Origin of the sequence: Streptomyces sp. NPDC058246, assembly GCF_042881985.1 — a bacterium.
GTDB lineage: Bacteria > Actinomycetota > Actinomycetes > Streptomycetales > Streptomycetaceae > Streptomyces.
On sequence record NZ_JBHVWZ010000004.1, the window covers coordinates 227,253 to 249,879 of the forward strand.

Below are 22,627 nucleotides of genomic sequence, written 5' to 3' on the forward strand. Positions count from 1 at the left end.
ACCAAGGTGCCGGTGCTCCGCCCTGCCACGGGGGAGCACCGGCACCCCCACACCGGTTCATGGACCCGCTCTACAGGGCCGGCTCACCGGGCCGGTCGGTGAGCGTAGAGGCCCCCGGCTTACGGCTCGGCCCGCCGTCCCCGGCCGGGATCCGCATCGTGACGCGGTAGCCGCCGTCGGGGGCAGGGCCGGACTCGAAGGTGCCGTGCAGGAGTTCGGCGCGTTCCTTGAGGCCGATCAGGCCTTGGTGCGAGCCGGGCAGGGCCAGGGAGGGACGGGTGGCCGGGGTGTTCGTCACGGTCACGCCGAAGGCGTCACCGTCGTGCCACAACAGAACGGTCGCGGCGGCGCCGGGCGCGTGCTTGCGTACGTTCGTGAGCGCCTCCTGCACGGTGCGGTAGAGGGTGCGCTGCGCCGGGGTGCCGATGTCCGAGGGTAGTTCGCCGGTCAGTTCCGCGTCGATACCGCTGGTCGAGACCAGTGTGTGGAGATCCGCGAGGGTGGGCTGCGGTGTGAGCTCGGTGGCGTGGCCGCCGGAGGCCCGCAACACCGTGACCATGTGGCGCAGTTCGTCGAGGGTGGCGACGCTGAGGGCGCGGATGGTGCGGGCGCCCTCCTTGCAGTCCGGGTCTTTCGCGGCGACTTGCAGCGCACCGGCCTGTACGGCGATCAGGCTGACCTGGTGCGAGACGACATCGTGCATCTCGCGCGCGAGCTGAGCGCGCTCGCGGGCCAGCACCGCCTGGGAGTGCAGCACCCTTTCGTACTCCCGCGCCTCCTCCATCTCGACGAGCCTCCGGGACAAGTCCTGCCGCGCCTGCACGAGTTGCCCCAGCAACACGGGGGCGGCCGCGGTCGCCAGCGTGTAGACGAAGTAGATCAGGGTCCAGGTGCGCTCGTGCGAGGAGAGATCGATCGGCGGCCACGGTACGGCGGACACGAGGGCGAACAGAACGGCGCAGGCCACGAGGAGCCGACGGTTGCGGGACCGCTCGGACAGGGTGAACAGGGCCGCGAGCGGGGCGACCACGATGTCCTCCAGCAGAGTCGCCGGGAGCGTGAGGAGGAACACGGCGAGCGGGAACCGCCGCCGGAACGCGAGCGCGCCACAGGCGACCGCGGCCAGCGCCTGCGCGAGGGGTGTCGCGTCCTGCAGGGCGAGCCAGACGTCCGCGATCGCGAGTGCGACGACCCCGGCGTCGATGACGGGGTCGGGAACGCGCGCCCACCAACTCTTCGGCGGCGTCATCGCACGGACTCCGCCGGGTCCTGCCCGTCGAGCAGCCCGGCCCGCTGGGCGAGCAGCGCCGCCTGGACCCGGCTGCTCACCCGCAGTTTGGTGAGGATCCCGCTGACGTGGTCCTTGACGGTGCCCGCGCTGAGGTGGATGCGGCTGCCGATGTCGGCGTTGGACAGTCCCTCCGCGATCAGCACCAGCACCTCGCGTTCGCGTTCGGTGAGCCGTCCGACGCAGGCGGCCTCCGCATCGTCGACGGCGGCTCCTCCGGGGTGGCTCTGCCAGACGGCACGGGACGCCTTCGGCGACAACACGACACCGCCCGCCGCCAACGTCCGTACCAGTTGGGCGAGTTGCTCCGGTTCGGTGTCCTTGAGCAGAAAACCGGCCGCGCCGGAGCGCAACGCGGTCAGGATGTACTCGTCCGCGTCGAACGTCGTCAGCATCGCCACCACGGGTGCGTCGGGCATCGCGCGCAGCTTCCGCAGCACGGTGAGCCCGTCGACGTCCGGCATCCGGATGTCCAGCAGCACGACGTCCGGGCGCTCACGGTCCACCGCGTCGACCGCCTCCGCGCCCGCCGTGGTCGCGACGACCTCGATGTCATCGGCCGCGCTCAGGATCAGCTGGAACCCCGACCGCACGAGCGCCTCGTCGTCCACCACAACCACCCGGATCACGCGCGTTCCGCCTCATTGCTCGTCGTACCTGCGCCTGGGGCCGCACGCAGCTGCCGTGGGCCTGACCTTAGTGACGAGACATGCCTGGCAGAGCGCCGTGCGCGGACACACCAGCCACCTGGGGGAAAGGTCCAGCCGTTCGGCGGGAGCGCACGGGCGTCGACTGGTTCATCCTGGCTCCTGACGAGCGTCTCGACGCCCGCGCGTCGTCCCGTGGCCGCCGTGCCCGCCGTGGCCGCCGTAGCCGGTGAGCCCCTTGAGCGGCCGCCGCCCGGCGGGGCCCATACCCGCTGCCCGGCGGGTATGGACAGGACGCCTGCCGGATACCCGCCGGCCGGCGTTCTCTCCAGCCTGAAGGCATGGCGGAGAACGCAGTCGACGCGGAACGCCCCGCCCCGGCCGAATCCGAGGCGTCCGCGAGCGACCGCGCCGCGCCGGTCCGGCTCATCGGCGTCGATCTCGCCCGTGGGCTCGCGGTCTTTGGGATGTACGCGGCCCATGTCGGCCCCGATCCGTCCGACGGCGGCGCGACCGGCTTCTTCATGGAGCTGTCGCACGGCCGGTCCTCGGCGCTCTTCGCCTTCCTTGCCGGGTTCTCGGTCGTCCTGATCACCGGCCGACATGCACCGAAGACGGGCCGGGCGGGCCGTCAGGCGGTCGCCAAGGTCGTCATCCGGGCCGTCGTCCTGCTGGCTCTTGGCACCGCGCTCACCATGACGGGAACCCCGGTCGAGGTGATCCTCGCCTTCTACGGTCTGTACTTCCTGCTCGTCCTGCCGCTGTACCGGCTGGGCGCCCGCCCGCTGGCGATCATCGCCGCGAGCAGCGCACTGGTGCTGCCGCAGGTTCTGTACGTGGTGCAGCAGGCGCTCCCAGGCGGACCCGACGACGGCCCTGACGGCATCTGGGCCTGGCCCGCGGGCGGCGACGGCATCGTCTCGCTGCTCTTCACGGGCAGTTACCCGGCACTGAGCTGGCTGCCCTTCGTCATCGCGGGCATGGCCGTGGCCCGCCTCGACCTGGCGTCCGCGGTGGTCCGGGTACGCCTCGCGATCACGGGAGGCGCTCTGGCCCTGCTCGGCCACGGCGGTTCCTTCCTGGCGCTGCACGTCGTCCCGGGCGCCGCTTCGGCCATCCACGCCTCCCGCGGGGCCGACGGACCGGCACTGTCGGCCTGGTGGTCCGACACCGCGGGCTACCCGGCCGGAGACACCCCGGCGTGGCTCCTGGCGGCATCCCCGCACAGCGAGACGACGCTCTCCGTCCTGGGGAACACGGGGGTGGCCATCGCGGTCCTGACCGCCTGCATCGCCGCCACCGACGCCTTCCCCGGTCTCCGCAGACTCGCTCTCCCGGTGATCGCGGTCGGCACCATGTCCCTGTCCGCGTACGTCCTCCACATCATCGGCATCGGCCTCCTCGGCATCGAGGACCTGCCCGGCTCGCCGCCGCACGTCCTGCTCGGCTTCCTGGCCGTGGTGAGCGTGTTCGCGACGCTCTGGTCGCGCTTCTTCCGGCGAGGTCCACTGGAGTGGCTGCTCGGCAGGGCCACGAAGGCGGCGGAACTCGTCCGATGAGCGGCGATTTCCCCGACGCTGAAACCGGGTCCGACGCAACGCCGTGTCAGGCCACGAGGTGTCGCACGGTGAGGCCACAAGGTGTCGCACGCGGGCCCCGACTGCCTCGCGAGCCGCCGTGGGCACGCTCGCGGGGGACCGGCGGTTGATCAGCACCACACCGATGACGATGAAGAGCTTCCAGCGTGCCGGCCGGAGAGCACGCGGATTTGGCTACCGGCCCGGCAGCCGCGTCGTGATCTCCTGGAGCACCCAGCCGTTGCCGTCCGGATCATTGAACGAGGCGAACGAGGAGTAGCTGCGACGTTCCGGGTCGGGGCCTGGTACCCGATCTGTGGTCCCGGCGCGGTGGAACACCCCTCCCGCGTCGTGGAACACCTCGCTCACCGTGACGCCGCGGTCGGCGAGCTCGGCACGGGCCGCCTCGATGTCGGAGACGGCGAGGTGCAGGCCATCCGTGGAGCCCGGCGCCGCCGAGGTGATCCCGGTGCCGAAGATGATCGAGCACAGCGAGCCTGGCGGGGTGAACTGCACCACCCGGAATGCGCCGTCGGCGAAGTCGGCGTCGAGCCGCCACCCGAGCGACTCGTAGAACTTCTTGGCCCGGTCGACATCGGTGACCGGTACGACCGCAACCTCGAGTTTCATGTCCACCACTGCTTGCTCCTGTCCATCGGGGCCGGCGATGTCTGTCCACGGATCCGGCTGTTGCCGCTTGTATCCACGGTTGTGCCGGGGACGGCCCGTCGCAACCCGTGCAAGGCGGTGACCAGCTTGTAGATGGCTTCCCGTCATGATCCAGATTCACGTCGCCATCTTGACGGGTGACCCTGACCGTGCGGGGTTCGTCACCTGTTGGGCAAGTGACGAACCCCGCGCGGCGTTGAGGCCACGGCCATCACGCAAGCGTCCGAGAGACAGGAGATGGACGTGTGCCCAGCGATAGAGCGATATCCAGCCGCGGTCACGTCGTCCCCGGGCCGCCACTCCCGAACGAGCCGCCGGAACCCCGGCTCCACCGTCGCCGCGTCTGGTCCTCGCTGCGTTTGCTGCCCGACGTACCGCCGCCCGACAACTGGTGCGGGGTGAGCCGCTCGCTCTCGTCGTGCGCCTGCGGCACCTCATCGGGCTCCCGCACCTCCCGGACTTCATGGACCGGGCCGCTCTCCGGCAGCCGGGGCTGCTCGTCCGGACGCGGCGGCGCCGCCTCCCGGCGACGGACCTTGATGCCGAGACGGACGGCCCAGATCAGCGCGCAGACGACGACCAGGCCCGCGACCAGCGGTAGCGCCCCGACGGCCAGCCCGCTGGAGGCGGTCATTTCCCCACTCAGTGCAGTCATCCGTCCCGGGTACCCCGACACGCGGTGATACTCCCGCGCATCGAGTGCCGGAAGTACCGTCGGCAGTGCCATCGCCACGGTGGTGGCACTGCCGTTCAAGGCGCTTGCCCGGCTGTTCGGCGCGGCGTCCCGGTCGGGCGCCGGGCGATGGCCTGGCCTTCTGAGGTCAGGGCAGTGGGATCCCGCCGGTGGCGTTCATGATTTCCGCGGTGATGAAGCTCGCTCGTGGCGAGGCGAGGAAGACGAAGGCGGGGGCCATCTCCGCGGGCTGGGCGGGCCGGCCGAGGGGTGACTGCTTGCCGAACTCCGCGGTATCCGGAAGTGTCGCCGGGATCAGTGGCGTCCATACGGGGCCGGGGGCCACGGCATTGACGCGGATGCCGTCTCCGGCCACCATCTGCGCGAGCCCCTGGGTGAAGGTCACGATGGCGCCCTTCGTCATCGCGTAGTCGAGCAGATGCGGGCTCGGCTTGTATGCCTGCACGGACGTGGTGTTGATGATGGAGCCGCCCGCCGGAATGTGCGGCAGCGACATCTTGCACAGCCAGAACATGCCGTACAGGTTGGTGCGTACCACCCGGTCGAACTGCTCTGTCGAGATCGCTTCGATTCCGTCCGGCTGGGACATCTGGTACGCGGCATTGTTGACGAGGACATCGATACGGCCGAACTCCGCGACGGCACGCTCCACCAGCCGGTGGCACTGCTCCTCCTCGCGGATGTCGCAGGGCACGGCCACCGCCTTGCGGCCGGCGTCCTCGACCAGGCGGGCGGTCTCCGCGGCCTCCTGGCCCTCCTCCGGCAGGTAGGTGAAGAGCACGTCGGCGCCCTCGCGGGCGTAGGCGAGGGCCACGGCCCGGCCGATCCCGGAGTCGCCACCGGTCACCACGGTTTTGTGGTCCTGGAGGAGCCCGCTGCCTTCGTAGGAGTCCTCGCCGTGGTCGGGCGGCGGGTCCATGGGGCCGGTCCAACCAGGATGCTCCTGGTCCTGTTGCGGGAAGTCCGGGCGGGGGTGCTTGTCGGTGGGGTTCTCGGGCATGGGAGCTGCCCTCCTTGATCCTGGATCGGCGGCGCGCGCGGGGACGCACGTCGCTATGGGGGCGGGCCGCGCCGAGCCGGTCCTCGGGGAAACGGAACGGCGTCCCCGACGAGCGCGGGCGTGGGCGGAGGGCACCTCCCGCCAGGGACGGGAGCGACGCATGTGCGGTGCCACCGGGTGCCCACGAGCGTGCGGTGTCATCGGGTGCCGATGAGTGTGCTGTGTCACCGGGTGCCCACGAGCGGGTGATCCACACGTGGGGTGTGACGCACACGTACGGATCGGGGCCCGGACGACGCGCCCCATCGCGATGCGGGCTTTCCAGCCCACACCCCGCTCGTTCCATGGCCCAGGTTCCATGGCCCAAACCGTGGCCCACATTCCATGGCCTGGCCCAGGTTCAATGGCCCAACACGGCCTCTTCGGGCCGGTCGGTCTCCTCGACGGGTGGCAGCAACAACTCCTCGTACCTGCCCAGCGCCAGCACAACGCCGAGCATCAGCAACGGGATGATCACAGCGAGCACCGCCATGGCCGGTCCTTCCCCAGGGGATGGTTCGCGGGGGGCGCGGTCCGGGTCTCCCCGCGGCGGGCGGGCAAACCTTCCTGAGGACGGCCTGTCCGGCGGGACGTTGCGGGCACCAGTGGACTCCGGGCAGGCAGGCGCCGACGTCCGCGCGTGGTGAGGACCCCGGCTGCGCCGACAACGCATGGGTACCCCCTCCCGGGGTACTAAGAGCGACTCACGCCGACGCGGCCGCGGAAGCCCGAAACGTCGGTGGTGCAGATGAGCCGGACGAACGAACCACCTCCCAGGACGGCGCGCCCGACGCGCGGAGCGACGCGAAGAACGAGTACGACTACCGGTGCTGGAACCGACTACCGGTGTGATGAGAGGAATTCCTGTGTCGATCAAGGTGTCCGACTACGTCCTCCAACGACTCCGCGAGTGGGACGTCGACCATGTGTTCGCCTATGCCGGCGACGGCATCAACGGCCTCCTCGCCGCCTGGGGGCGATCCGACAACAAGCCCAAGTTCGTGCAGTCGCGGCACGAGGAGATGTCCGCGTTCGAGGCCGTCGGATACGCCAAGTTCTCCGGCAAGGTCGGCGTCTGCGCCGCGACTTCCGGCCCGGGGGCGATCCACCTGCTCAACGGCCTCTACGACGCGAAACTCGACCATGTCCCCGTCGTCGCGATCGTCGGTCAGACCAACCGCAGCGCCATGGGCGGTTCGTACCAGCAGGAAGTCGACCTGCTGAGCCTCTACAAGGACGTCGCCTCCGACTTCTGCGAGATGGTGACCGTTCCCGAACAGCTTCCCAACGTCATCGACCGAGCCATGCGCACCGCATACGCCAAGCGGACCGTGACGGCGGTCATCATTCCGGCCGATGTGCAGGAGCTCGAGTACTCGGCGCCGACCCACGCCTTCAAGATGGTCCCCTCCAGCCTCGGCGTCACCCGCTCCGCGCCGGTCCCGGCCGCGGCGGACCTCGCTCGCGCCGCGGAGGTGCTCAACGAGGGCGAGAAGGTCGCCGTTCTGATCGGGCAGGGCGCGCGCGGGGCACGGACCGAGGTCGAGGAACTCGCCGACGTCCTCGGCGCCGGGGTGGCCAAGGCGCTGCTGGGCAAGGACGCCCTGCCGGACGACCTGCCGTATGTCACCGGTTCGATCGGGCTGCTCGGCACCCGTCCCTCGTACGAGCTGATGCAGGACTGCGACACCCTGCTCGTCATCGGGTCCAGCTTCCCGTACACCCAGTTCCTGCCGGAGTTCGGTCAGGCGCGCGCCGTGCAGATCGACATCGACCCGTTCATGGTGGGACTGCGCTACCCGTTCGAGGTCAACCTCGTCGGCGACTCGAAGGAGACGCTCAAGGCCCTGCTGCCGCAGCTGAGGCGGAAGAAGCACGGCAAGTGGCGCAAGAAGATCGAGCAGGACGTGGCCCGTTGGTGGGAGGTCATGGAGCGCCGGGCAGCCGTGGAGGCGGACCCGATCAACCCCGAGTACGTCGTGCACGCCCTCGACGCGCTTCTGCCGGACAATGTGATCCTGGCCGCCGACTCCGGCTCGGCGGCCAACTGGTACGCCCGGCACCTGCGCATGCGCGGGAACATGCGCGGCTCCCTGTCCGGCACGCTGGCCACGATGGGTCCCGGGGTGCCCTATGTCATCGGCGCCAAGTTCGCCCACCCCGGCCGTCCGGCTCTGGCGATCGTGGGGGACGGGGCCATGCAGATGAACGGCTTGGCCGAACTCATCACGGCCGCCAAGTACTGGCCGGAGTGGCAGGATCCGCGGCTGATCGTTGCCGTCCTCAACAACCAGGACCTCAATCAGGTCACCTGGGAGATGCGCGCCATGACCGGCGCCCCGCAGTTCCTGCCCTCCCAGGCGCTCCCGGACGTGCCGTACGCCGACTTCGCCCGCTCCATCGGCCTCGGTGGGGTGCGGGTGGAGAAGCCGGGGGAGGTGGAGGACGCCTGGCAGCAGGCGCTCGCTGCCGACCGGCCGTTCGTCATCGACTTCCGCACCGATCCCGCCGTACCGCCGATCCCTCCGCACGCCAGTCTCGACCAGATCGAGGCCGCGGCCTCCGCCATCGTCAAGGGAGACAGCGATCGTGTCGGCATGATCCGGCAGGGGCTGAAGGCCAAGGTGCAGGAGTTCCTCCCTGGGGGCAAGCACCGCGACGAAGGGCCGGGCACACCGGGCAAGGAAGGCTGACGATCACCGTTCCGCCCCGCCCACGGGAGCCACGGGGTAGTCCCGGGCCCAGGGCGGGTAGCGGGGCGGATCCGTGGGCGGACAGCGGGCCGGTCACCTCCCGCCACCTGCCCGGCCTGACGTGGATCTTGGGGCTCACGTGTCCCGCTGCTCGAGGGGCTGGGTGGCCGGACCCTGCAGGACGGCTCCGTCCGGGTCGAAGCGGGAGCCGTGGCAGGGGCACTCCCACGCTCGCTCCGTCCGGTTGAAGGCGACCAGACAGCCCAGGTGCGTACAGCGCGCCGAGACGGCGTGGAGATTTCCGTCCTCGTCGCGATGGACCGCGCTGCGGTGTCCGTCGACGCGGACGATCGCGCCGTCCCCCGGCGCGATGTCGTCCACGGAGGTGCCCGACAGTTGCTGGAGCCGGTCACCGACGAAGTGCCGGGCGACGTGGGCCTGGTGCTTGAGGAACGCCGGCGCTTCACGCACGGCCGTGCCCACGCGCCGGGGGTCGTACAGCCCGCTCCAGGGAGACTTCTGACCGGTGATCAGGTTCGACAGGAGCCGGCCCGCCATGATGCCGCCGCTCAGGCCCCATCCGCCGAAGCCGGCCGCGACGTATGCGTGACGGCTCCCCGCGTGCAGGGGCCCGACAAGCGGTACGGAATCGGTGGAGTCGTTGTCCTGGGTGGCCCAGCGGTGCGTGAAGGTGAGCTCCCCGAAGTGCTCGGTGGCCCAGTCGGCGACCCGCGCGAACCGCTCGCCCGCGTCGGCGGTACCCGGGGCGAAGTGCTCCCCGGTGACGATCAGCAGGCGTTGCCCGTCCTTGTACGGGGCGGTGCGCAGCGAACGGGTGCCCTGCTCGGTCGTGATGTACATGCCGTCCGGGGCGAGGCCGGACGGGATCGGCGCGGTCAGTACGACTTCGCGTCGCGGGGATAGGCGGGTGAACAGCAGCGCACGGTCGAAGATCGGATAGTGCGTGGCGACGACGACGTCCGCAGCCGTCACCGTGACCCCCGCCTCCGTCGTCAGGCGGCACGGCTCACCCTCCTTGAGACCGACGATCCTCGTCCGCTCATGGATCAGGCCGCCCTGCCGGACCAGGTCGGCGGCGAGTGCCAGAAGGTATTTCCGCGGATGGAACTGGGCCTGCTCCATGACGCGGACCGCGCCCGCGACGGGAAACGGCAGGTCGGTCTCGGTCACGTACGCGGCCGGCAGTCCCGCTTCGCGCGCGGCGTCCGCCTCGGCCCGCAGCTCCTCGACGGCCGCGGGGTCCCGCGCATACGTGAAGGCCGCCGTGTCTTCCCAGTCGCAGTCGATGCCCAGTTCGTCGATGATCCCGGCGGCACGGCGGATCGCCTCCGTCTGGGACCTCGCGTACAGCTTCGCCGCCTCGGCACCCCGGGTCCGCCGTAGCCGGTCGTAGACGAGGGTGTGCAAGGCGGTCAATTTTGCAGTGGTGTGGCCGGTGACTCCGGTCGCGATCCGGCCGGCTTCCAGTACGGCCACGCTGCGACCGCTTCGAGCCAGCTCCCACGCGGTACTCAGTCCCGCGATCCCGGCCCCCACGACGGCGACATCGACCGTGAGGTCGCTGCCCAACGGTGGATGAAGCGTTCCCGGAGGGGCCGTCTCGATCCAGTAGGACTGCTGATCGTCGGCATAGTTTTTCATGGGGCCCGAGTTCCCCCGGGCCGGGCCCCGAAGCACTTCGGCGTCCGCGGTGTACTCCGCTTGGGTGCACCCCGCCCTGGACTCGCGGCTCCCTCGTGTCTCTGCCCGCACACCGCCGCGAGCAGAGACACGAGGCAGAACGCCGACGCCGCTGATCGCTCAGTCGTCGGCCTGGAACCGCTGAACGAACCGTTGGAAGGTGCCGGCCTCGCCTCCGGTGAGGGAGGGCCGTGGGCGAAGCCCACGGCGCGCAGGTCGTACGGGATGCGGGCGAGGCTGCCGGGTCGCAGGTCGGGGTCGGCGGCCAGGGCGGCGGGGCCGAGGGCGAGCTTGCCGCGGTTGAAGGCCGCGTCTCCCATGAGCACGGCGCGGCTGGGTTCGTGGAACAGCACGATGTGGCCGGGGGAGTGGCCAGGGGCGTGGATGGCGCGCAGTCCATCGCTGTCGTCGAGGAGATCCCCGTCGGAGACGGTGCCGTCGGCGGTGAGGGGAGCCCAGTGGAGTCTGGGCAGGCGGTCGATGAACCACCCAAGAGTGCCGGAGCGGCCCTCCGCGGGGACGCGCCCGGCATTTCGATTCGTGGTGAGTGGGGCCGAAGGGCACGCGGACCCGTCCGTTGAGGCGCATCAGCGGACGGCATGATGCTATTCCGGTGCCGCCAACGGCCGCCCGCAGCGCACATTCCACCGCTCCGACCGCCCGCTCAGCTCCGTCACGGTCAGCGGGGCCACATCGAGCCGCCAGAAGGTCTGCGCGGGGACACCGAGCGCGTGCACAAGGGCCGCCCGAATGACCGCAGGCTCGGCAACTGCGAGGATCCGCCCGTCATACCCGGGCCACGACTCCAGCCAGCCCCCGACCCGGCCCACCAGGTCCTGGACCGACTCGCCGTCATGGGGCGCCGCCGCTGGATCCGCCAGCCAAAGCGCGACCGCCTCTGGTGCCTCCTGTGCGACCTCGTCCAGCGACCGGCCCCGCCAACGGCGCACATCGAGATCCCGCAACTCCGGCGCGACCGCGGCATCCAGCGCCAAGGCTTCCGCGGTGCCACGGCAGCGCTCCGACGGGGCGGTGAGCACCCCATCGTGCGGCGGCAGCGCACCGGCGGACGCCCGGACCCGCCGCGCAGCCGACTCGTCCAGTGGCGCGTCATCGAACCGGACCTGCCGCAGAGCCGCGTTGACGGCCGGGGACACCAGGGTGATACGCGCCACCATGTTCCTTTCATCTGCACCAATTCGCCCGCCTAGGGGCGCACATTCGGTCACATGCGCCGTAGCGGCCGTGGCCGCCGCGCGCTACGGTCTCATGGACATCGACGGCGTATGGAAGTCCGGTGAGAAACCGGCACGGTCGCGCCACTGTATGTCCGGCAAAGGACCCGCACTCCGGGGCCCACGTCGGGCGAGTCAGACCCAGGCCGTCGGAAGAGCACCAATGACCGGGACGCGACGTTCCCAGGAGGTTCTGCCATGGCCCAGTCCGCCATTCCCGCGCCGAGCGCACCCCAGGTTTCGGAGATCACCCCCATCTCCCTCAAGGCGATCGCGCCGTGGGCGGCCTTCATCGGCGTCCTCGCGCTGATCCTCCTGTACTTCGTCGGCGCCGAGCAGGGCGCCACCGCTCTGATCTCCGGCGAGAACGTGCACGAGTGGGTGCACGACGGCCGCCACCTTCTCGGCTTCCCCTGCCACTGACACAGCTGACACCGCTCACAGTCTCGGCCTCGTCCCCAGGGGAATCGAAGAAGATCATGAACTCCATATCGGTAAGGGCGCTACTCGTCCGCGGCATGCTCGCCGGCCTCGCCGCCGGCGTGCTGGCGCTGATCGTCGCCTATCTGCTCGGCGAGCCCCGCGTGGACTCCGCCATCGCCTATGAAGACGTCCACAGCCACGAGCACGGCGTCGAACTCGTCAGCCGCACCATGCAATCGACCGCCGGCCTGGCCACCGGTGTCCTGATCTACGGCATCGCCATCGGCGGTATCGCGGCCCTGGCCGTCTGCGTCGCCCTTGGACGCATCGGCCGCTTCGGGCCGCGCGCCACAGCAGCCCTGATCTCCATGGCCGCGCTGATCGCCGTGTACGTCGTTCCGTTCCTGAAGTACCCGGCCAATCCGCCGTCCGTGGGCGACCCTGACACCATCGGCAAGCGCACCACCCTCTACTTCCTGATGGTCGCGTTGAGCGTGCTCCTCGCCGTCGCGGCCACGATCCTGGGTAAGCGCCTGGCCCCGCGTCTGGGCAACTGGTACGCCACGGTGGCCGCGGTAGCGGCGTTCGTCGCGTCCGTCGGCCTCGCCTACGCTTTCCTGCCCGCCGTCAACGAAGTACCCAAGGACTTCTCGGCGATCCTGCTGTGGCAGTTCCGCCTGGCGGCCCTGGCCATCCAGGCCACGCTGTGGGTGTCCTTCGGCCTGGTCTTCGGACACCTCGCTGAGCGCCTGCTGGTGCCTCGTCCGGTCGCCGCGACCAGCACCGGAACCAGCACCGGAACCAGCACCGGAACCACCACCGGAACCACCACCAGCGCCGCAACCGCGGCGCACTGACACGCACTCAACTCGTTTGCGCCGTCCGGCCTGCCCGCTGGCACGCCGGACGGCGTACGGGCTTTGAGCGAGCGGCCATCCGGAGTTCCGGCCATGCGTGTGCTCGTCGTCGGTTCAGTGGTCGCCGGAGTAGATCTCCCGGACCTCGCGGGCGGCGTAGTAGACCAGCACGTAACCGGCCGCCGGGTCGGCCCACCACCAGCCGAGTGCGGCGTTGAGGACCAGGCCGAGAAGGACGGCGGCGGCCAACAGGCCGTCGATCAACGTGACGCGGCCCTCGGTCTTCAAAACCGGGTTGTCCAGTGCGGCACCGGTGCGGGTCTTGCCCGCAGCCAGGGCGAACATCACGCCCGCGGTCACCGCGGTCCAGCCGATGCCCAGGGGCGAGTGGTGCGGACGGAAACCGGCGGCCAGAACCCAGGTGGACTGCACCAGCAGGTAGACCCCAAGTGCGGTGAAGCCGACACCGATCAGTCGCAGCGCCCGGCGCTGACGGACTTCGCCGGAGCCGGAAAGCTCCCAGACCACGACCGTGGAAGCGCCGATCTCGATCAGCGAGTCCAGCCCGAAGCCGGCCAGGGCAACAGACCGGGCGGAGAGCGCCGCCACGGCGAGCACCACGATGCCGATCAGGTTCCACCCCAGGGTGATGTATTCCAGGGTGAAGCCCCGCCTGAGCAGGACTGCCCGGGACACCCCTTTCACCTCATTCACCTGATTCACCTCAGGATTGTCCCAGACTGGGAGCAGGTCAGCAGGGGTGACTCTCACGAGAGACACCCCTTCCAGGGCGCGTAGCGAAAGTTGCTGGTTGTGGCTCTGTGGCCTGTGTTTCCATGCCGGAGTGAACATCGAGAACTTCGGGGCTGCTGTGGAGAGACCAGACCGCTGGGTCCGGCGCAGGGCTGATGGCGATGTCGAGATGTGTGTGCGGGTTCTCGCGGAAGTCCATCAATGTGACGGTTACCCGGTGAACTGGCCGGATCAGCCTGATGAGTGGCTGTCGCACGCTTCCCCATTGGGGGCCTGGGTCGCTGAGCTCGACGGCAGTCTCGTTGGCCATGTCAGCTTGTCCCGCAGCGGCGAAGGAGATCTGGCCCCCGGCTTGTGGAGCGAGCGGAGCGGGACGAGCAAGGACCTGACCGCGGTGGTCAGCCGGCTGTTCGTCGCTCCGCAGGCGAGGGGGCATGGGATCGGTGCACTGCTGATCGGCCGAGCCCTGGAGGAATCACGACGTCGCGGCCTGCATCCGGTGCTCGACGTCGTGGCAACCGATACCGCCGCGGCAGCCCTGTATGAGCGGCTGGGCTGGGAACTGATGACCACGGTCGAGCAACGATGGAGCCCGTCTCAGCTGGTGGCCATCCACTGTTACGCGGCGGCATCGTGATGTGGCTGGTCACAGCCTCGTTGATGGCGGCGACGAGGACGGTCGCCTCGTAGCGGACCGCAAGCTTGTCGCATCTCGTGGCTATGGACCGTGCCTCTCGAGGGGGTTGGTGCCGCACTCGACGGCGGGGCACTCGAGGTGGTCGACCGGATCGAACTTCGGCGGCCGGCCGCCACCCGAGCCGCGTCGCCTGCGGTGCGCGCCGGGTCGGCCTTACCCGGGATCGTGCAGCGGATCCCGCGCCGGCGCAGGTAGGCGCGGTTGGCGCGGGAGGCGTACATACGCGGCCCCCTCGTCGAACGTCACGAAGCCCCCGCGGCCTGAAACAGGTACTGAGGCCGCCACCCGGCTCCAGGACGGCGCACCGGGCGTGACCGACGAGATCTGGGACGCCGCCGCCGATCACTTCAGCGAGGAGCAACTGGGCGCGATCACACTGGAGATCGCGGTGACCAACTTCTTCAACCGGATCAACCGCACGGTCCGGGAGCAGGTCGGCAAGACCTGGTGAGTCGGGCGGGGCGTCATCCCCCCGGAAGCCGCGCCTTCCCGACGTCAAGGCATGACGCCACCGCAGACCCGAGGACGCGGTCAGGCCGGCTGCCACAGCTCGACCCGATTGCCCTCAGGATCGGTGACCCAGCCGAATCGACCGACACCCTCCATGTCCTGCGTTTCTTTGGCCACGTCCGCTCCCTTGGCGCGCAGTTGCGCGAGCATCGCATCCAGGTCGCGGACCCGGAAGTTGAGCATGGTCTGCTGGGTGCGGGCCCCGAAGTAGTCGGTCTCGGACTCGAACGTCGCGAACACCGTCGGCCCGGCTCCCTGACGCCACAGGCCGTTCTCATCGGCGTCCAGGCCCAGGCAATCGCGATACCACTCGCTCAGGGCCGCCGGGTCGGCGGCGCGCAGGAAGTATCCACCGATTCCAAGCACACGTTCCATGCCGCCATCTTGCCAGGACGGCGATCGGGCGGGCTGCCACCACACCATCGCCCACTTCGCCCCGCTTCGCCCCGCTTCACCCCGCGTCTCCATCGCGTGGGAACTCGTTGGCTTGTTCTTCAGCCAGGTTCGCGCCGACGTCACGCCTCCCGGGCGGCTCCTCGGCTCGGCTGTCGCCGGCCGCGAGGAGGTGATCGAGCCCGTCGACGCCGTGCCGGGCGCCGACGGGCAGGTAGATGTCGTCGTGGACGCGCGCCCGGGTCAGTGGGCGATGTCGTCGATCAGTTCGCGGGCTCCCTGGCGCAGCAGGGCGACAGCGACAGAGGTGCCCAGGGTGGCGGGGTCCAGGCGGCCGGCCCACTCGTGGGCGTTCAGCTGCGTCTTGCCGTCCGGGGTGAACACACAGGCCCGCAGGGACAGTTCGCCGCTACGCTCGACTTTGGCGTAACCGGCGATCGGCGAGTTGCAGTGGCCCTGGAGGACGTGCAGGAACATGCGCTCCGCGGTGGCCTCGCGATGCGTGTCCGGGTCACCGAGGTCGCTGACGGTGTCGATGACCGCGGTGTCGCCCTCGCGGCACTGGAGGGCGAGGATGCCCGCGCCGATCGGCGGCATCATCGTCTCGGGGGAGAGGACTTCGGTGATCACGTCCCGGCGGTCGATCCGTTCCAGGCCGGAGACCGCGAGCAGCAGTGCGTCCGCTTCGCCGGCCGCGAGCTTTTCCAGGCGCCGGTTGGCATTGCCGCGGAACGGCACGCACTCCAGCTGCGGGTGGGACGCGGCCAGTTGGGCGACCCGGCGCACCGAGGAGGTGCCGATCCGCGAGCCGTCCGGCAGTGCGTCGAGGGTGAGTCCGCCCGGGTGGACGAGGGCGTCGCGGATGTCGTCCCGCTTGAGGAACGCGGCGAACATCGTGCCGGCGGGGAGCGGACGGTCGGCCGGTACGTCCTTGACGCAGTGCACCGCCAGGTCCGCCTCGCCGGCCAGCAGTGCGGCGTCCACCTCCTTGGTGAACGCGCCCTTGCCCTCGACCTTGGCCAGATCGCCCATCCACTTGTCGCCGGTCGTCTTGACGGGCACGACCTCGGTGCGGAGACGGGGGTGAAGCGCGGCCAGTTCGGCGCGGACGCGCTCCACCTGGGCCAGGGCCATGGGCGAGTCGCGGGACACGATGCGGATCAGTTCAGGGACGGACATGCCGCCACGATAGCCCCCAGACGCGGATGCCCACGACCGGACCGGAGGCTCATCTCACCGGCGTGGCGCGGAGGTTGGGCCGCACGTGTGGGTGAAGTCGGCGACTCGCCGGGCAGCCGCTGGCGTTCAGCCGCGCGGTGGACTTCCGGGCCGGCGAGCGCCGCGGCCTGGTGCCCTGGTCGCGAGTGCAGACGACGACCGAGGCCGGGCCGGCGCTTTCCGAGGGGTACGGGGCGGCCGTACGGGCATCCGCACTGCGTCGGACAGGCGATCCTCGCAGCCATCTGGACGACGCGTGCGCGGGGCTCGGCCTACCGCCGCTGCCTGACGGATTCGGGTACCGGGGGCGCCGGTCGTCCGATCTTGAGGCGCCGGGCCTCCGATGCCGGTGGGGTCAGGTCTTGAGGCGCCGGGCCTCCGATCCCGGTGGGGTCAGGCGTCCGCGACCGTGGCGGTGACGTGTGTGCCGCTCTCGACGGTGCGGCTGACCGTGCAGAGCCGGTCGTGGGAGGTCTTCACCGCCCGGGGGAGGATGGCGCGGGCCCGGTCGCCGGGTTCGCCGTCCGGGAAGGTGACGGAGAAGGTGACCACGAGGTCGGTCATCCGGTTGCCGAGCTCGTCGGTGACCTTGTGGCCGGTCGCGGTGACTTCGAACTCCGTCGGCTCCGCGTGGCGGCTGGTGGCGACATCGACGTCGGCCGCGGTGCAGCCCGCCAATGCCGCGAGCAGGAGCTCGACCGGGGTGAATTCCGTGCCCCCGTGGGGATCGGAGCTGGTGCCGAAGCTGATCGTGCCGCCGCGAGGGTTCGTCGCGGTGTAGTGGCCGGTGCTGGTCCGCTCGACGGTGACAGAGCGCAGGGTGTGGTCGGTCATGGCGACGACAGTAGTGTCGGGCCGCGTAGAGCGCCGTGAAGGTCAGCCCCGTCCCGGTCCCGGGCGGCGGCGTGCGCCGCGCTCCGCGCGCCGAGGGATACGACTACGACCGCGACGGAAGTCTCCGCAGCCGGCACATCTCTCAATAGCATCGCCCCTCATGATCGCAGTTGTCGTCACCATCGGGCTGGCGTTCGTCGGCTATGTCGTCACCTACCTCAACGGCTTGCGCCTGGCGCAGCGTCAAGAACGTCTCGCCCGCGTGAATCGCCAGCTCAGCGACTTCTACGGGCCCCTGTTCGCCCTCACGGAAGCCAACAGCCGAACGTTCGGCGCGTTCGTGGAACGTCACGCCCGCTCTGACGGAAGGTCGCCTTTCGTTCATGAGACACCGCCCACGGAGGAAGAGCTCACCGAGTGGCGGCTCTGGGTCACCACCGTGTTTCTCCCGAACATCAAAGCCATGCGCGACCTGGTCATCAAACACGCGGACCTGTTGAGCGAACCAGAGATGCCGCCGCTTCTGCTTCACCTGTGCGCGCATGTGTCGGGCTACGAGATCACGGCCGCCCGGTGGGCGCGGGGAAGCTACGACCAGCACCTCTCGGTGGTGTCGTTCCCCAGCGAGGAGATAGCCGCGTACGCGCGCCGGGGATTCGCGGTGCTGAAGACGGAACAGGCCCGCCTGCTGGGGCAACGGCACGGCGGCCGACAGGTTCCCTGACACGTCCCTGTCGGCCGCGCTCCGTACGTCCTTGAGTCGGCTGTTCTTGAGCCGGCCGTTCGTGACCGCACGGGCCGGCCACGATCCCGACGTCACGATCGGCACGCAGGCCGACGCGAGCGGTCAGCGGGACGTGCCGAAGTCCTGGGTCCAGTAGCTGCCGGGCTGTGCGAGGCCGACGCCGATCTCCTTGAAACCGCAGTCCAGGATGTTGCGCTTGTGGCCGGGACTGGACATCCAGCCCGCCATGACCTGCTCGGGGGTGGAGTATCCGTAGGCGACGTTCTCCCCGTAGGCACTCCAGATGTAGCCGGCACGCGTGATCCGTTCACCGGGGTCCGAACCGTCGGAGCCCGTGTGCGACATGTTCTGGTGGCTTGCCATGTCCGCGCTGTGGGCCTGGGCGGCCTTCGAGAGCTTCGTGTTCAGGGTCAGGGCGGAGCAGCCGACCTTGCTCCGCTCGCTGTTGACCAGGGCCACGATGCGAGCCACTGCGGCGGATGCGGGCGCCGCCTTAGCGGTGGCGCTCGGGGCGGGGGCGGGTGCCTTGGGGGCAGTGGTAGCCGTCGAGGCCGGTGCCTTGGGCGCGGCGTGTGTCGTCGAGGCGGGAGCCTTGGGTGCCGCGGGTGCCGGCGAGGCGGGAGCGGTGGTTTCCGGCGAAGCCGGGGCCGTGGGGCGCGAGGTCCACCCGCCGCCGTTCCACCCGCCCTCGCCGCCCTTCCACGGATCGTCGCTGCCCTTCCAGCCTTCCTCCCCGCCGTTGCCCCGCTCGTCCAAGGAGGCGTTCGTCCAGTTTCTCCACTGGCCGTAGGACTCGGTGGTCGTGGCGCCCTCATCGTTCAGACAGGCCATGGCGGCGGTCGGTATGGCCAGCGCGCTCACGGCGACGGCAGCGATGGTCATCTGCCGGTGGCGCGTCTTCCTACGGTGCTTGCTCATGCTGACCTCTCGGTCGTCGCCGGTGCGCCTCCGGTGGGGTCGGCTCAGCGCGGACGCTGTGCCTGAGCTGCGGTGACGCCTTCTGGGGCCGTCATTGTTAAAACCTGTGTGAGCGAGGGGCAACGAGCCTCACTACTACCCGGCCTCGTAGGCTCCGCACGTCTTGAATCGGGCGCACGGGTGTGCTGACGCCGCTCCCCGGAGCACGGCAGGGCGCCTGGCGATCCGTCAGGAAGCCCCGTATGCCCGGCAAGCGGCGTGAGGGAACCAAGTGGGGCGCATGCCATCGGATCGCGTGCGCCGTATGTCGATTTCCGGACACCAAGTCCGGCTATATCGCCCAGGCGCCATGTACTACCCAACCGCGTTGATGCGGGAGGTCGGCGTGACGGATGTCACCGCGACCCACTGCAACCATTCCCGACGGACGTCGTGGAGGTGACGGGGGCGGGCTGCCCCAGTGCGGTCTCGACACTTCCCCGGGCACCCTCCTCCCGCCGCCGAGGCCAGGCTCAGCCGTCCCCGCGGCAGTCCGGACGGTCCGCTGCGGCGCCGTATGACCTGCTGTGACTTCACCCACCTCCTCTTGCCTTGAGAAGAAAGGGCTACCTAAGTTCGGTCTCATGCCTCCGTACGACTCCACGCCCTCCACCGGACCGGACGAATCCGCCTCCCAGCGCCCGACGGACGCGGCGGCCGCGCCCGCGCTGGTCGACTTCACCGTCGATCTCACCGCTCAGGAAGTGCAGCGGCGGGCCCAGGTGCTGGAAGCCCTCGGGCCCGACTGGGACCCGGTCGAAGTACTGCGCGGCGAGGAAGCGGCGTACGACCTGCTCTACTCCGGGCTCGACGAGGAGCAGCAGCGCCTGTACGACGAGCTGGTGTCCGCCGGCGTGCTCCCCGTGCGAGGGAGCGGCCATGCTGCCTCTTGACCCGCAGGCGGAAATCGGGCGCCGTGCCTGGGTGGACTGCCCGAAGTGCGTCGACAGCCGCGACTGCGCGACGTGCGAGCAGCGCCGAACGTGCTCCGAGCACTGGCGCTACCTGCTCTCCCACTCTGGCAGCATCCTCCATCTCCAGTGCCCGTCCTGCCGGCACGTCTGGACGCACGAGACCGGTTTCGGCGCCACACGTTCCCCGCGGAACAACGTCGCCGGCGACCTGCCCCGGCTCTAGGGACTGCCCGCGGCAGTCACGCCCAAGGCGGCTGCCGCCGCACGGCGCGGGGACTCCTGAAGCGGGACTGACGCATGCGTGGCAGGGCCCTGCCCTCCTCGGCCCGCATCGCACCGCCGCCGGATAGCGGCGGCATCCCCGGCGGCCCCCGGACATCACCACGCGATGCCGCAGCGGCCCCGCCCCACGGTCCCGGCCCCGCCGTACGGTCCCGACCGCGCCCACGGTCCCGACCGCGCTCCACAGTCTCGGCCCCGCCCGCGGTTCCGACCGCGATGGGGTTGCGGGGCGCGAATGGGTACGGGGGGCGAGGGCGGGCCGTGGGGCGATATCGAGGCCGTGGGCCGTGGGCCGAGGGCCAGGCCGGCGGTCCCGGCTGTGGTGTCAGTGCAGGATGTTGACGGCCCGGGCGACCACCAGGACCACGGTCACCAGGGAGACCGAGGACTGCAGCATCATCAGCATCTTGGCCCAGCGTGACAACGGCATCACGTCGGTGGGGCTGAAGGCGGTGGAGTTGGTGAATGACAGGTACAGGTAGTCCAGGAACGCGGGCTCCCAGTCCTGCGGCGCGGTCTCCGGGCTCTGCATCTGGACGAACAGGAAGTCGGGGAACTGGCGGTGGCCGCGGGCGCGTGCCATCGGTCCGCCGCGGTCCCACTCCCAGTACCACAGGGCGAACACGATGATGTTCGTCAGCCAGATGCCGCCGCCGGTCAGCAGCAGCGGCCCCGCGTACTTGCCTTCGGTGCCGTTCACCAGGCCCGCCACCAGCCGGACCGCGGCCCAGCCGTTGGCCAGGCTGATCACGCCGATCAGGGCCAGGCCCAGCCATCGCAGCCACCGGGTCCGGGGCTCGACCCGCCGCGGGTTCGCGGCGATCAGCCCGGCCAGCAGCACCAGCTCCAGGGCAGGCAGCATCCAGTACGGCTGGAGGGTGAGCCGGTGCGGCAGCATCAGCTGGAGGGCGACCGCGAGCAGGATCACGGCGGTCACCGCCCAGCGAGGCTCACCGCGTGTGGCCCGGCGCCAGGCGGGTGCCAGCTCGTGCCCGCCGTTCTCCAGCAGCCGTTCGATCCTGGCCAGGCGGCTCTCGGCGTCGTGCCTACCGTCGGTCATGGTGGCGATGGTCCCGGGTCACATGTTGATCATGTGGCCGGCCAGCCCGTGGATGGCCTCCTTGACCGCCTCGCCGAGCGTCGGGTGGCCGTGCACATTGCGCGCGACCTCGTGGACGGTCAGGTCCCACTGCTGGGCGAGGGTCAGCTCCGGGAGGAGTTCGGTGACCTCGGGGCCGACCAGGTGGGCGCCGAGGAGTTCGCCGTACCGGGCGTCGCTGAGGATCTTCACGAAGCCCGCGGTGTCGCCGAGACCGTGCGACTTGCCGTTGGCGGTGAACGGGAACTTCGCCACCTTGACGTCGAAGCCCTTCTCGCGGGCCTGCGCCTCGGTCCAGCCGAAGCTCGCGATCTGCGGCTGGCAGTAGGTCGCCCGCGGGATCATGACGTAGTCGAGCTCCATCGTCTCCGCGCCCGCGATCGTCTCGGCCGCCACGATGCCCATCGACTCGGCCGCGTGGGCGAGCATCAGCTTCGCCGTCACGTCGCCGATGGCGTAGATGTGCGGGACGCTGGTGCGGCAGCGCCCGTCGATGTCGATCGCCCCGCGGTCGGTGAGCTTGACCCCGGTGTTCTCCAGGCCGTAGCCCTCTACGCGCGGCTGGAAGCCGATCGCCTGCAGCACCTTCCCGGCCTGCAGCGTCTGCCGCTGGCCGCCCGTGGTCACCATGACCTTGACCGAATCGCCCGAGTCGTTGATCGCCTCGACCCGGGTGGAGGTCAGGACATTGATGCCGAGCCGCTTGTAGCGGCGGGTCAGCTCCGCGGAGACCTCTTCGTCCTCCAGCGGGACGATGCGGTCGAGGAACTCCACGAGGGTGACCTCGACGCCGTAGTTGTGCAGTACGTACGCGAACTCGACTCCGATGGCGCCCGCGCCCGCGATGATGATGCTCTCGGGGAGCGTGTCGGACAAAATCTGCTCCTCGTACGTCACCACGCGCTCGCTGAGCGAGGTGCCGGGAAGCAGCTTCGTGGTGGCGCCGGTGGCGATGACGCACTGGCCGAAGGTGACGGTTTCCGTGCCGCCGTCGGCGAGGGCGACCTGGAGGGTGTGGTCGTCGCTGAAGGTGCCGCGGCCGGTGAACTGGGTGATCTTGTTCTTCTTCATCAGGTAGTGGACGCCCTTGACGCGCCCGTCCGCCACCTTGCGGCTGCGCGTGAAGGCCGCGCCGTAGTCGAAGCTCACCTCGCCGCTCACCTGGATGCCGAAGGTCTTGGCCTCCTGGGTGAAGATGTGGGCCAGCTCCGCGTTGCGCAGCAGTGCCTTCGACGGGATGCACCCCACGTTGAGGCACACACCGCCCCAGTACTTCTCTTCGACGATCGCCGTGCTGAGGCCGAGTTGGGCGGCCCTGATCGCCGCGACATATCCTCCCGGGCCGGCGCCCAGGACCACCACGTCAAAGTGTGCGCTCATGACGGTCAGCCTAGTGCTCCGG

Annotated in this window: 24 protein-coding genes, 2 pseudogenes and 1 riboswitch; of the genes and pseudogenes, 10 read left to right on the top strand and 16 right to left on the bottom strand. The window is 70.1% G+C overall.

All coding sequences use genetic code 11. The features are described from left to right. Positions 1-70: 70 nt before the first annotated feature. Together ACFVXA_RS08185 and ACFVXA_RS08190 are read right to left on the bottom strand one after the other, a co-directional pair. On the bottom strand, positions 71-1,249 hold the full coding sequence (locus tag ACFVXA_RS08185; protein ID WP_362030704.1) for a histidine kinase: 1,179 nt from the start codon (positions 1,247-1,249) through the stop codon (positions 71-73). Then, positions 1,246-1,917, bottom strand: coding sequence for a response regulator transcription factor (locus tag ACFVXA_RS08190; RefSeq protein ID WP_362030706.1), 672 nt, complete (start codon positions 1,915-1,917; stop codon positions 1,246-1,248). The genes ACFVXA_RS08185 and ACFVXA_RS08190 overlap by 4 nt, the downstream gene beginning before the upstream one ends. A 359-nt stretch (positions 1,918-2,276) precedes the next feature. On the opposite strand from ACFVXA_RS08190, the gene ACFVXA_RS08195 reads away from it, so the two are divergent. Beyond that, positions 2,277-3,494 carry a DUF418 domain-containing protein gene (locus tag ACFVXA_RS08195; RefSeq protein WP_383909728.1) on the top strand — a complete coding sequence of 406 codons (1,218 nt, stop codon included), beginning with the start codon at positions 2,277-2,279 and terminating at the stop codon, positions 3,492-3,494. Between the two features lie 213 nt (positions 3,495-3,707). On the opposite strand, the gene ACFVXA_RS08200 is transcribed toward ACFVXA_RS08195, so the two are convergent. Both ACFVXA_RS08200 and ACFVXA_RS08205 read right to left on the bottom strand, forming a co-directional pair. Next, positions 3,708-4,148: a VOC family protein gene (locus ACFVXA_RS08200; protein WP_362030710.1), complete on the bottom strand. Its 441-nt coding sequence runs from the start codon at positions 4,146-4,148 to the stop codon at positions 3,708-3,710. Positions 4,149-4,458: 310 nt separating this feature from the next. Beyond that, complete coding sequence (locus ACFVXA_RS08205; protein ID WP_383909731.1) at positions 4,459-4,836, bottom strand: DUF6479 family protein; 378 nt, start codon at positions 4,834-4,836, stop codon at positions 4,459-4,461. A 58-nt stretch (positions 4,837-4,894) separates the two neighbouring features. On the opposite strand from ACFVXA_RS08205, the pseudogene ACFVXA_RS08210 reads away from it, so the two are divergent. After that, positions 4,895-4,981 (top strand): annotated as a pseudogene (locus ACFVXA_RS08210) (LPFR motif small protein); the annotation flags it as partial. Between the two features lie 21 nt (positions 4,982-5,002). Here ACFVXA_RS08210 and ACFVXA_RS08215 read toward each other — a convergent pair. Together ACFVXA_RS08215 and ACFVXA_RS08220 are read right to left on the bottom strand one after the other, a co-directional pair. Then, positions 5,003-5,875: an SDR family oxidoreductase gene (locus ACFVXA_RS08215; RefSeq protein WP_362030714.1), complete on the bottom strand. Its 873-nt coding sequence runs from the start codon at positions 5,873-5,875 to the stop codon at positions 5,003-5,005. Between the two features lie 400 nt (positions 5,876-6,275). Beyond that, positions 6,276-6,407, bottom strand: coding sequence for a hypothetical protein (locus tag ACFVXA_RS08220; protein WP_362030716.1), 132 nt, complete (start codon positions 6,405-6,407; stop codon positions 6,276-6,278). Between the two features lie 373 nt (positions 6,408-6,780). Here ACFVXA_RS08220 and ACFVXA_RS08225 point away from each other — a divergent pair, with 373 nt between their 5' ends. Then, positions 6,781-8,607: a thiamine pyrophosphate-requiring protein gene (locus ACFVXA_RS08225; RefSeq protein WP_383745762.1), complete on the top strand. Its 1,827-nt coding sequence runs from the start codon at positions 6,781-6,783 to the stop codon at positions 8,605-8,607. A gap of 135 nt (positions 8,608-8,742) precedes the next feature. Here ACFVXA_RS08225 and ACFVXA_RS08230 read toward each other — a convergent pair whose 3' ends face one another. From ACFVXA_RS08230 to ACFVXA_RS08240, 3 genes are all read right to left on the bottom strand, one after another. After that, positions 8,743-10,269, bottom strand: coding sequence for an FAD-dependent oxidoreductase (locus tag ACFVXA_RS08230; protein ID WP_390024271.1), 1,527 nt, complete (start codon positions 10,267-10,269; stop codon positions 8,743-8,745). Continuing rightward, positions 10,266-10,790 carry an MBL fold metallo-hydrolase gene (locus tag ACFVXA_RS08235; protein WP_390024430.1) on the bottom strand — a complete coding sequence of 175 codons (525 nt, stop codon included), beginning with the start codon at positions 10,788-10,790 and terminating at the stop codon, positions 10,266-10,268. Before ACFVXA_RS08235 ends, ACFVXA_RS08230 begins: the two co-directional genes overlap by 4 nt. Before the next feature lie 123 nt (positions 10,791-10,913). Then, on the bottom strand, positions 10,914-11,486 hold the full coding sequence (locus ACFVXA_RS08240) for a histidine phosphatase family protein (RefSeq protein ID WP_390024273.1): 573 nt from the start codon (positions 11,484-11,486) through the stop codon (positions 10,914-10,916). A gap of 110 nt (positions 11,487-11,596) precedes the next feature. Continuing rightward, a riboswitch (cobalamin riboswitch) is annotated at positions 11,597-11,684 on the top strand. A gap of 57 nt (positions 11,685-11,741) precedes the next feature. Between ACFVXA_RS08240 and ACFVXA_RS08245 the strand changes: the two genes are divergently transcribed. Continuing rightward, a complete protein-coding gene (locus tag ACFVXA_RS08245) occupies positions 11,742-11,966 on the top strand; it encodes a CbtB domain-containing protein (RefSeq protein ID WP_389748914.1) in 225 nt (74 codons plus the stop codon). A 56-nt stretch (positions 11,967-12,022) separates the two neighbouring features. Further along, the gene (locus ACFVXA_RS08250) at positions 12,023-12,823 is read left to right on the top strand and encodes a CbtA family protein (RefSeq protein ID WP_390024275.1); all 801 of its coding nucleotides are present in this window, start codon (positions 12,023-12,025) and stop codon (positions 12,821-12,823) included. 114 nt (positions 12,824-12,937) lie between these two features. Here the strand turns inward: ACFVXA_RS08250 and ACFVXA_RS08255 are convergent, their stop codons facing one another. Continuing rightward, complete coding sequence (locus ACFVXA_RS08255; protein ID WP_383909742.1) at positions 12,938-13,519, bottom strand: cation transporter; 582 nt, start codon at positions 13,517-13,519, stop codon at positions 12,938-12,940. 226 nt (positions 13,520-13,745) lie between these two features. Here ACFVXA_RS08255 and ACFVXA_RS08260 point away from each other — a divergent pair, with 226 nt between their 5' ends. Together ACFVXA_RS08260 and ACFVXA_RS08265 are read left to right on the top strand one after the other, a co-directional pair. Beyond that, entirely contained in the window at positions 13,746-14,213 is a 468-nt protein-coding gene (locus ACFVXA_RS08260; protein ID WP_390024431.1) for a GNAT family N-acetyltransferase, read from the top strand. 331 nt (positions 14,214-14,544) lie between these two features. Continuing rightward, a pseudogene (locus ACFVXA_RS08265) lies at positions 14,545-14,724 on the top strand (carboxymuconolactone decarboxylase family protein); the annotation flags it as partial. 80 nt (positions 14,725-14,804) lie between these two features. On the opposite strand, the gene ACFVXA_RS08270 reads toward ACFVXA_RS08265, so the two are convergent. The 3 genes from ACFVXA_RS08270 to ACFVXA_RS08280 form a co-directional block, all read right to left on the bottom strand. Then, positions 14,805-15,158, bottom strand: a complete 354-nt coding sequence (locus tag ACFVXA_RS08270) for a VOC family protein (RefSeq protein WP_383909745.1) — start codon at positions 15,156-15,158, stop codon at positions 14,805-14,807. Between the two features lie 261 nt (positions 15,159-15,419). Next, positions 15,420-16,355, bottom strand: a complete 936-nt coding sequence (gene hemC / locus ACFVXA_RS08275; RefSeq protein WP_362030732.1) for a hydroxymethylbilane synthase — start codon at positions 16,353-16,355, stop codon at positions 15,420-15,422. Positions 16,356-16,787: 432 nt separating this feature from the next. Then, positions 16,788-17,228 (bottom strand): OsmC family protein, encoded by a 441-nt coding sequence (locus tag ACFVXA_RS08280; protein ID WP_383909750.1) that lies wholly within the window; start codon positions 17,226-17,228, stop codon positions 16,788-16,790. Between the two features lie 160 nt (positions 17,229-17,388). Here ACFVXA_RS08280 and ACFVXA_RS08285 point away from each other — a divergent pair, with 160 nt between their 5' ends. Then, on the top strand, positions 17,389-17,952 hold the full coding sequence (locus ACFVXA_RS08285; protein WP_390024277.1) for a hypothetical protein: 564 nt from the start codon (positions 17,389-17,391) through the stop codon (positions 17,950-17,952). Positions 17,953-18,075: 123 nt separating this feature from the next. Here ACFVXA_RS08285 and ACFVXA_RS08290 read toward each other — a convergent pair whose 3' ends face one another. Then, entirely contained in the window at positions 18,076-18,891 is an 816-nt protein-coding gene (locus tag ACFVXA_RS08290) for a CAP domain-containing protein (protein ID WP_390024279.1), read from the bottom strand. Positions 18,892-19,514: 623 nt separating this feature from the next. Between ACFVXA_RS08290 and ACFVXA_RS08295 the strand changes: the two genes are divergently transcribed. Both ACFVXA_RS08295 and ACFVXA_RS08300 read left to right on the top strand, forming a co-directional pair. Next, positions 19,515-19,823, top strand: a complete 309-nt coding sequence (locus ACFVXA_RS08295) for a DUF6400 family protein (protein WP_389934496.1) — start codon at positions 19,515-19,517, stop codon at positions 19,821-19,823. Then, the gene (locus ACFVXA_RS08300) at positions 19,810-20,067 is read left to right on the top strand and encodes a hypothetical protein (protein WP_390024281.1); all 258 of its coding nucleotides are present in this window, start codon (positions 19,810-19,812) and stop codon (positions 20,065-20,067) included. The genes ACFVXA_RS08295 and ACFVXA_RS08300 overlap by 14 nt, the downstream gene beginning before the upstream one ends. Positions 20,068-20,451: 384 nt before the next feature. On the opposite strand, the gene ACFVXA_RS08305 is transcribed toward ACFVXA_RS08300, so the two are convergent. Beyond that, positions 20,452-21,186: a hypothetical protein gene (locus ACFVXA_RS08305; RefSeq protein ID WP_390024283.1), complete on the bottom strand. Its 735-nt coding sequence runs from the start codon at positions 21,184-21,186 to the stop codon at positions 20,452-20,454. A gap of 18 nt (positions 21,187-21,204) precedes the next feature. After that, entirely contained in the window at positions 21,205-22,605 is a 1,401-nt protein-coding gene (gene lpdA, locus ACFVXA_RS08310) for a dihydrolipoyl dehydrogenase (protein WP_389470812.1), read from the bottom strand. Positions 22,606-22,627: the final 22 nt, after the last annotated feature.

What these genes read in the sequence shown, in the direction of transcription:
- lpdA (WP_389470812.1), bottom strand. Translation starts at nt 22,605, where the DNA reads ATGAGCGCACACTTTGACGTGGTGGTCCTGGGCGCCGGCCCGGGAGGA.
- ACFVXA_RS08260 (WP_390024431.1), top strand. Translation starts at nt 13,746, where the DNA reads ATGTGTGTGCGGGTTCTCGCGGAAGTCCATCAATGTGACGGTTACCCG.
- ACFVXA_RS08215 (WP_362030714.1), bottom strand. Translation starts at nt 5,875, where the DNA reads ATGCCCGAGAACCCCACCGACAAGCACCCCCGCCCGGACTTCCCGCAA.
- ACFVXA_RS08195 (WP_383909728.1), top strand. Translation starts at nt 2,277, where the DNA reads ATGGCGGAGAACGCAGTCGACGCGGAACGCCCCGCCCCGGCCGAATCC.
- ACFVXA_RS08305 (WP_390024283.1), bottom strand. Translation starts at nt 21,186, where the DNA reads ATGACCGACGGTAGGCACGACGCCGAGAGCCGCCTGGCCAGGATCGAA.
- ACFVXA_RS08295 (WP_389934496.1), top strand. Translation starts at nt 19,515, where the DNA reads ATGCCTCCGTACGACTCCACGCCCTCCACCGGACCGGACGAATCCGCC.
- hemC (WP_362030732.1), bottom strand. Translation starts at nt 16,355, where the DNA reads ATGTCCGTCCCTGAACTGATCCGCATCGTGTCCCGCGACTCGCCCATG.
- ACFVXA_RS08280 (WP_383909750.1), bottom strand. Translation starts at nt 17,228, where the DNA reads ATGACCGACCACACCCTGCGCTCTGTCACCGTCGAGCGGACCAGCACC.
- ACFVXA_RS08285 (WP_390024277.1), top strand. Translation starts at nt 17,389, where the DNA reads ATGATCGCAGTTGTCGTCACCATCGGGCTGGCGTTCGTCGGCTATGTC.
- ACFVXA_RS08230 (WP_390024271.1), bottom strand. Translation starts at nt 10,269, where the DNA reads ATGAAAAACTATGCCGACGATCAGCAGTCCTACTGGATCGAGACGGCC.
- ACFVXA_RS08270 (WP_383909745.1), bottom strand. Translation starts at nt 15,158, where the DNA reads ATGGAACGTGTGCTTGGAATCGGTGGATACTTCCTGCGCGCCGCCGAC.
- ACFVXA_RS08290 (WP_390024279.1), bottom strand. Translation starts at nt 18,891, where the DNA reads ATGAGCAAGCACCGTAGGAAGACGCGCCACCGGCAGATGACCATCGCT.
- ACFVXA_RS08185 (WP_362030704.1), bottom strand. Translation starts at nt 1,249, where the DNA reads ATGACGCCGCCGAAGAGTTGGTGGGCGCGCGTTCCCGACCCCGTCATC.
- ACFVXA_RS08245 (WP_389748914.1), top strand. Translation starts at nt 11,742, where the DNA reads ATGGCCCAGTCCGCCATTCCCGCGCCGAGCGCACCCCAGGTTTCGGAG.
- ACFVXA_RS08250 (WP_390024275.1), top strand. Translation starts at nt 12,023, where the DNA reads ATGAACTCCATATCGGTAAGGGCGCTACTCGTCCGCGGCATGCTCGCC.
- ACFVXA_RS08240 (WP_390024273.1), bottom strand. Translation starts at nt 11,486, where the DNA reads ATGGTGGCGCGTATCACCCTGGTGTCCCCGGCCGTCAACGCGGCTCTG.
- ACFVXA_RS08300 (WP_390024281.1), top strand. Translation starts at nt 19,810, where the DNA reads ATGCTGCCTCTTGACCCGCAGGCGGAAATCGGGCGCCGTGCCTGGGTG.
- ACFVXA_RS08205 (WP_383909731.1), bottom strand. Translation starts at nt 4,836, where the DNA reads ATGACTGCACTGAGTGGGGAAATGACCGCCTCCAGCGGGCTGGCCGTC.
- ACFVXA_RS08220 (WP_362030716.1), bottom strand. Translation starts at nt 6,407, where the DNA reads ATGGCGGTGCTCGCTGTGATCATCCCGTTGCTGATGCTCGGCGTTGTG.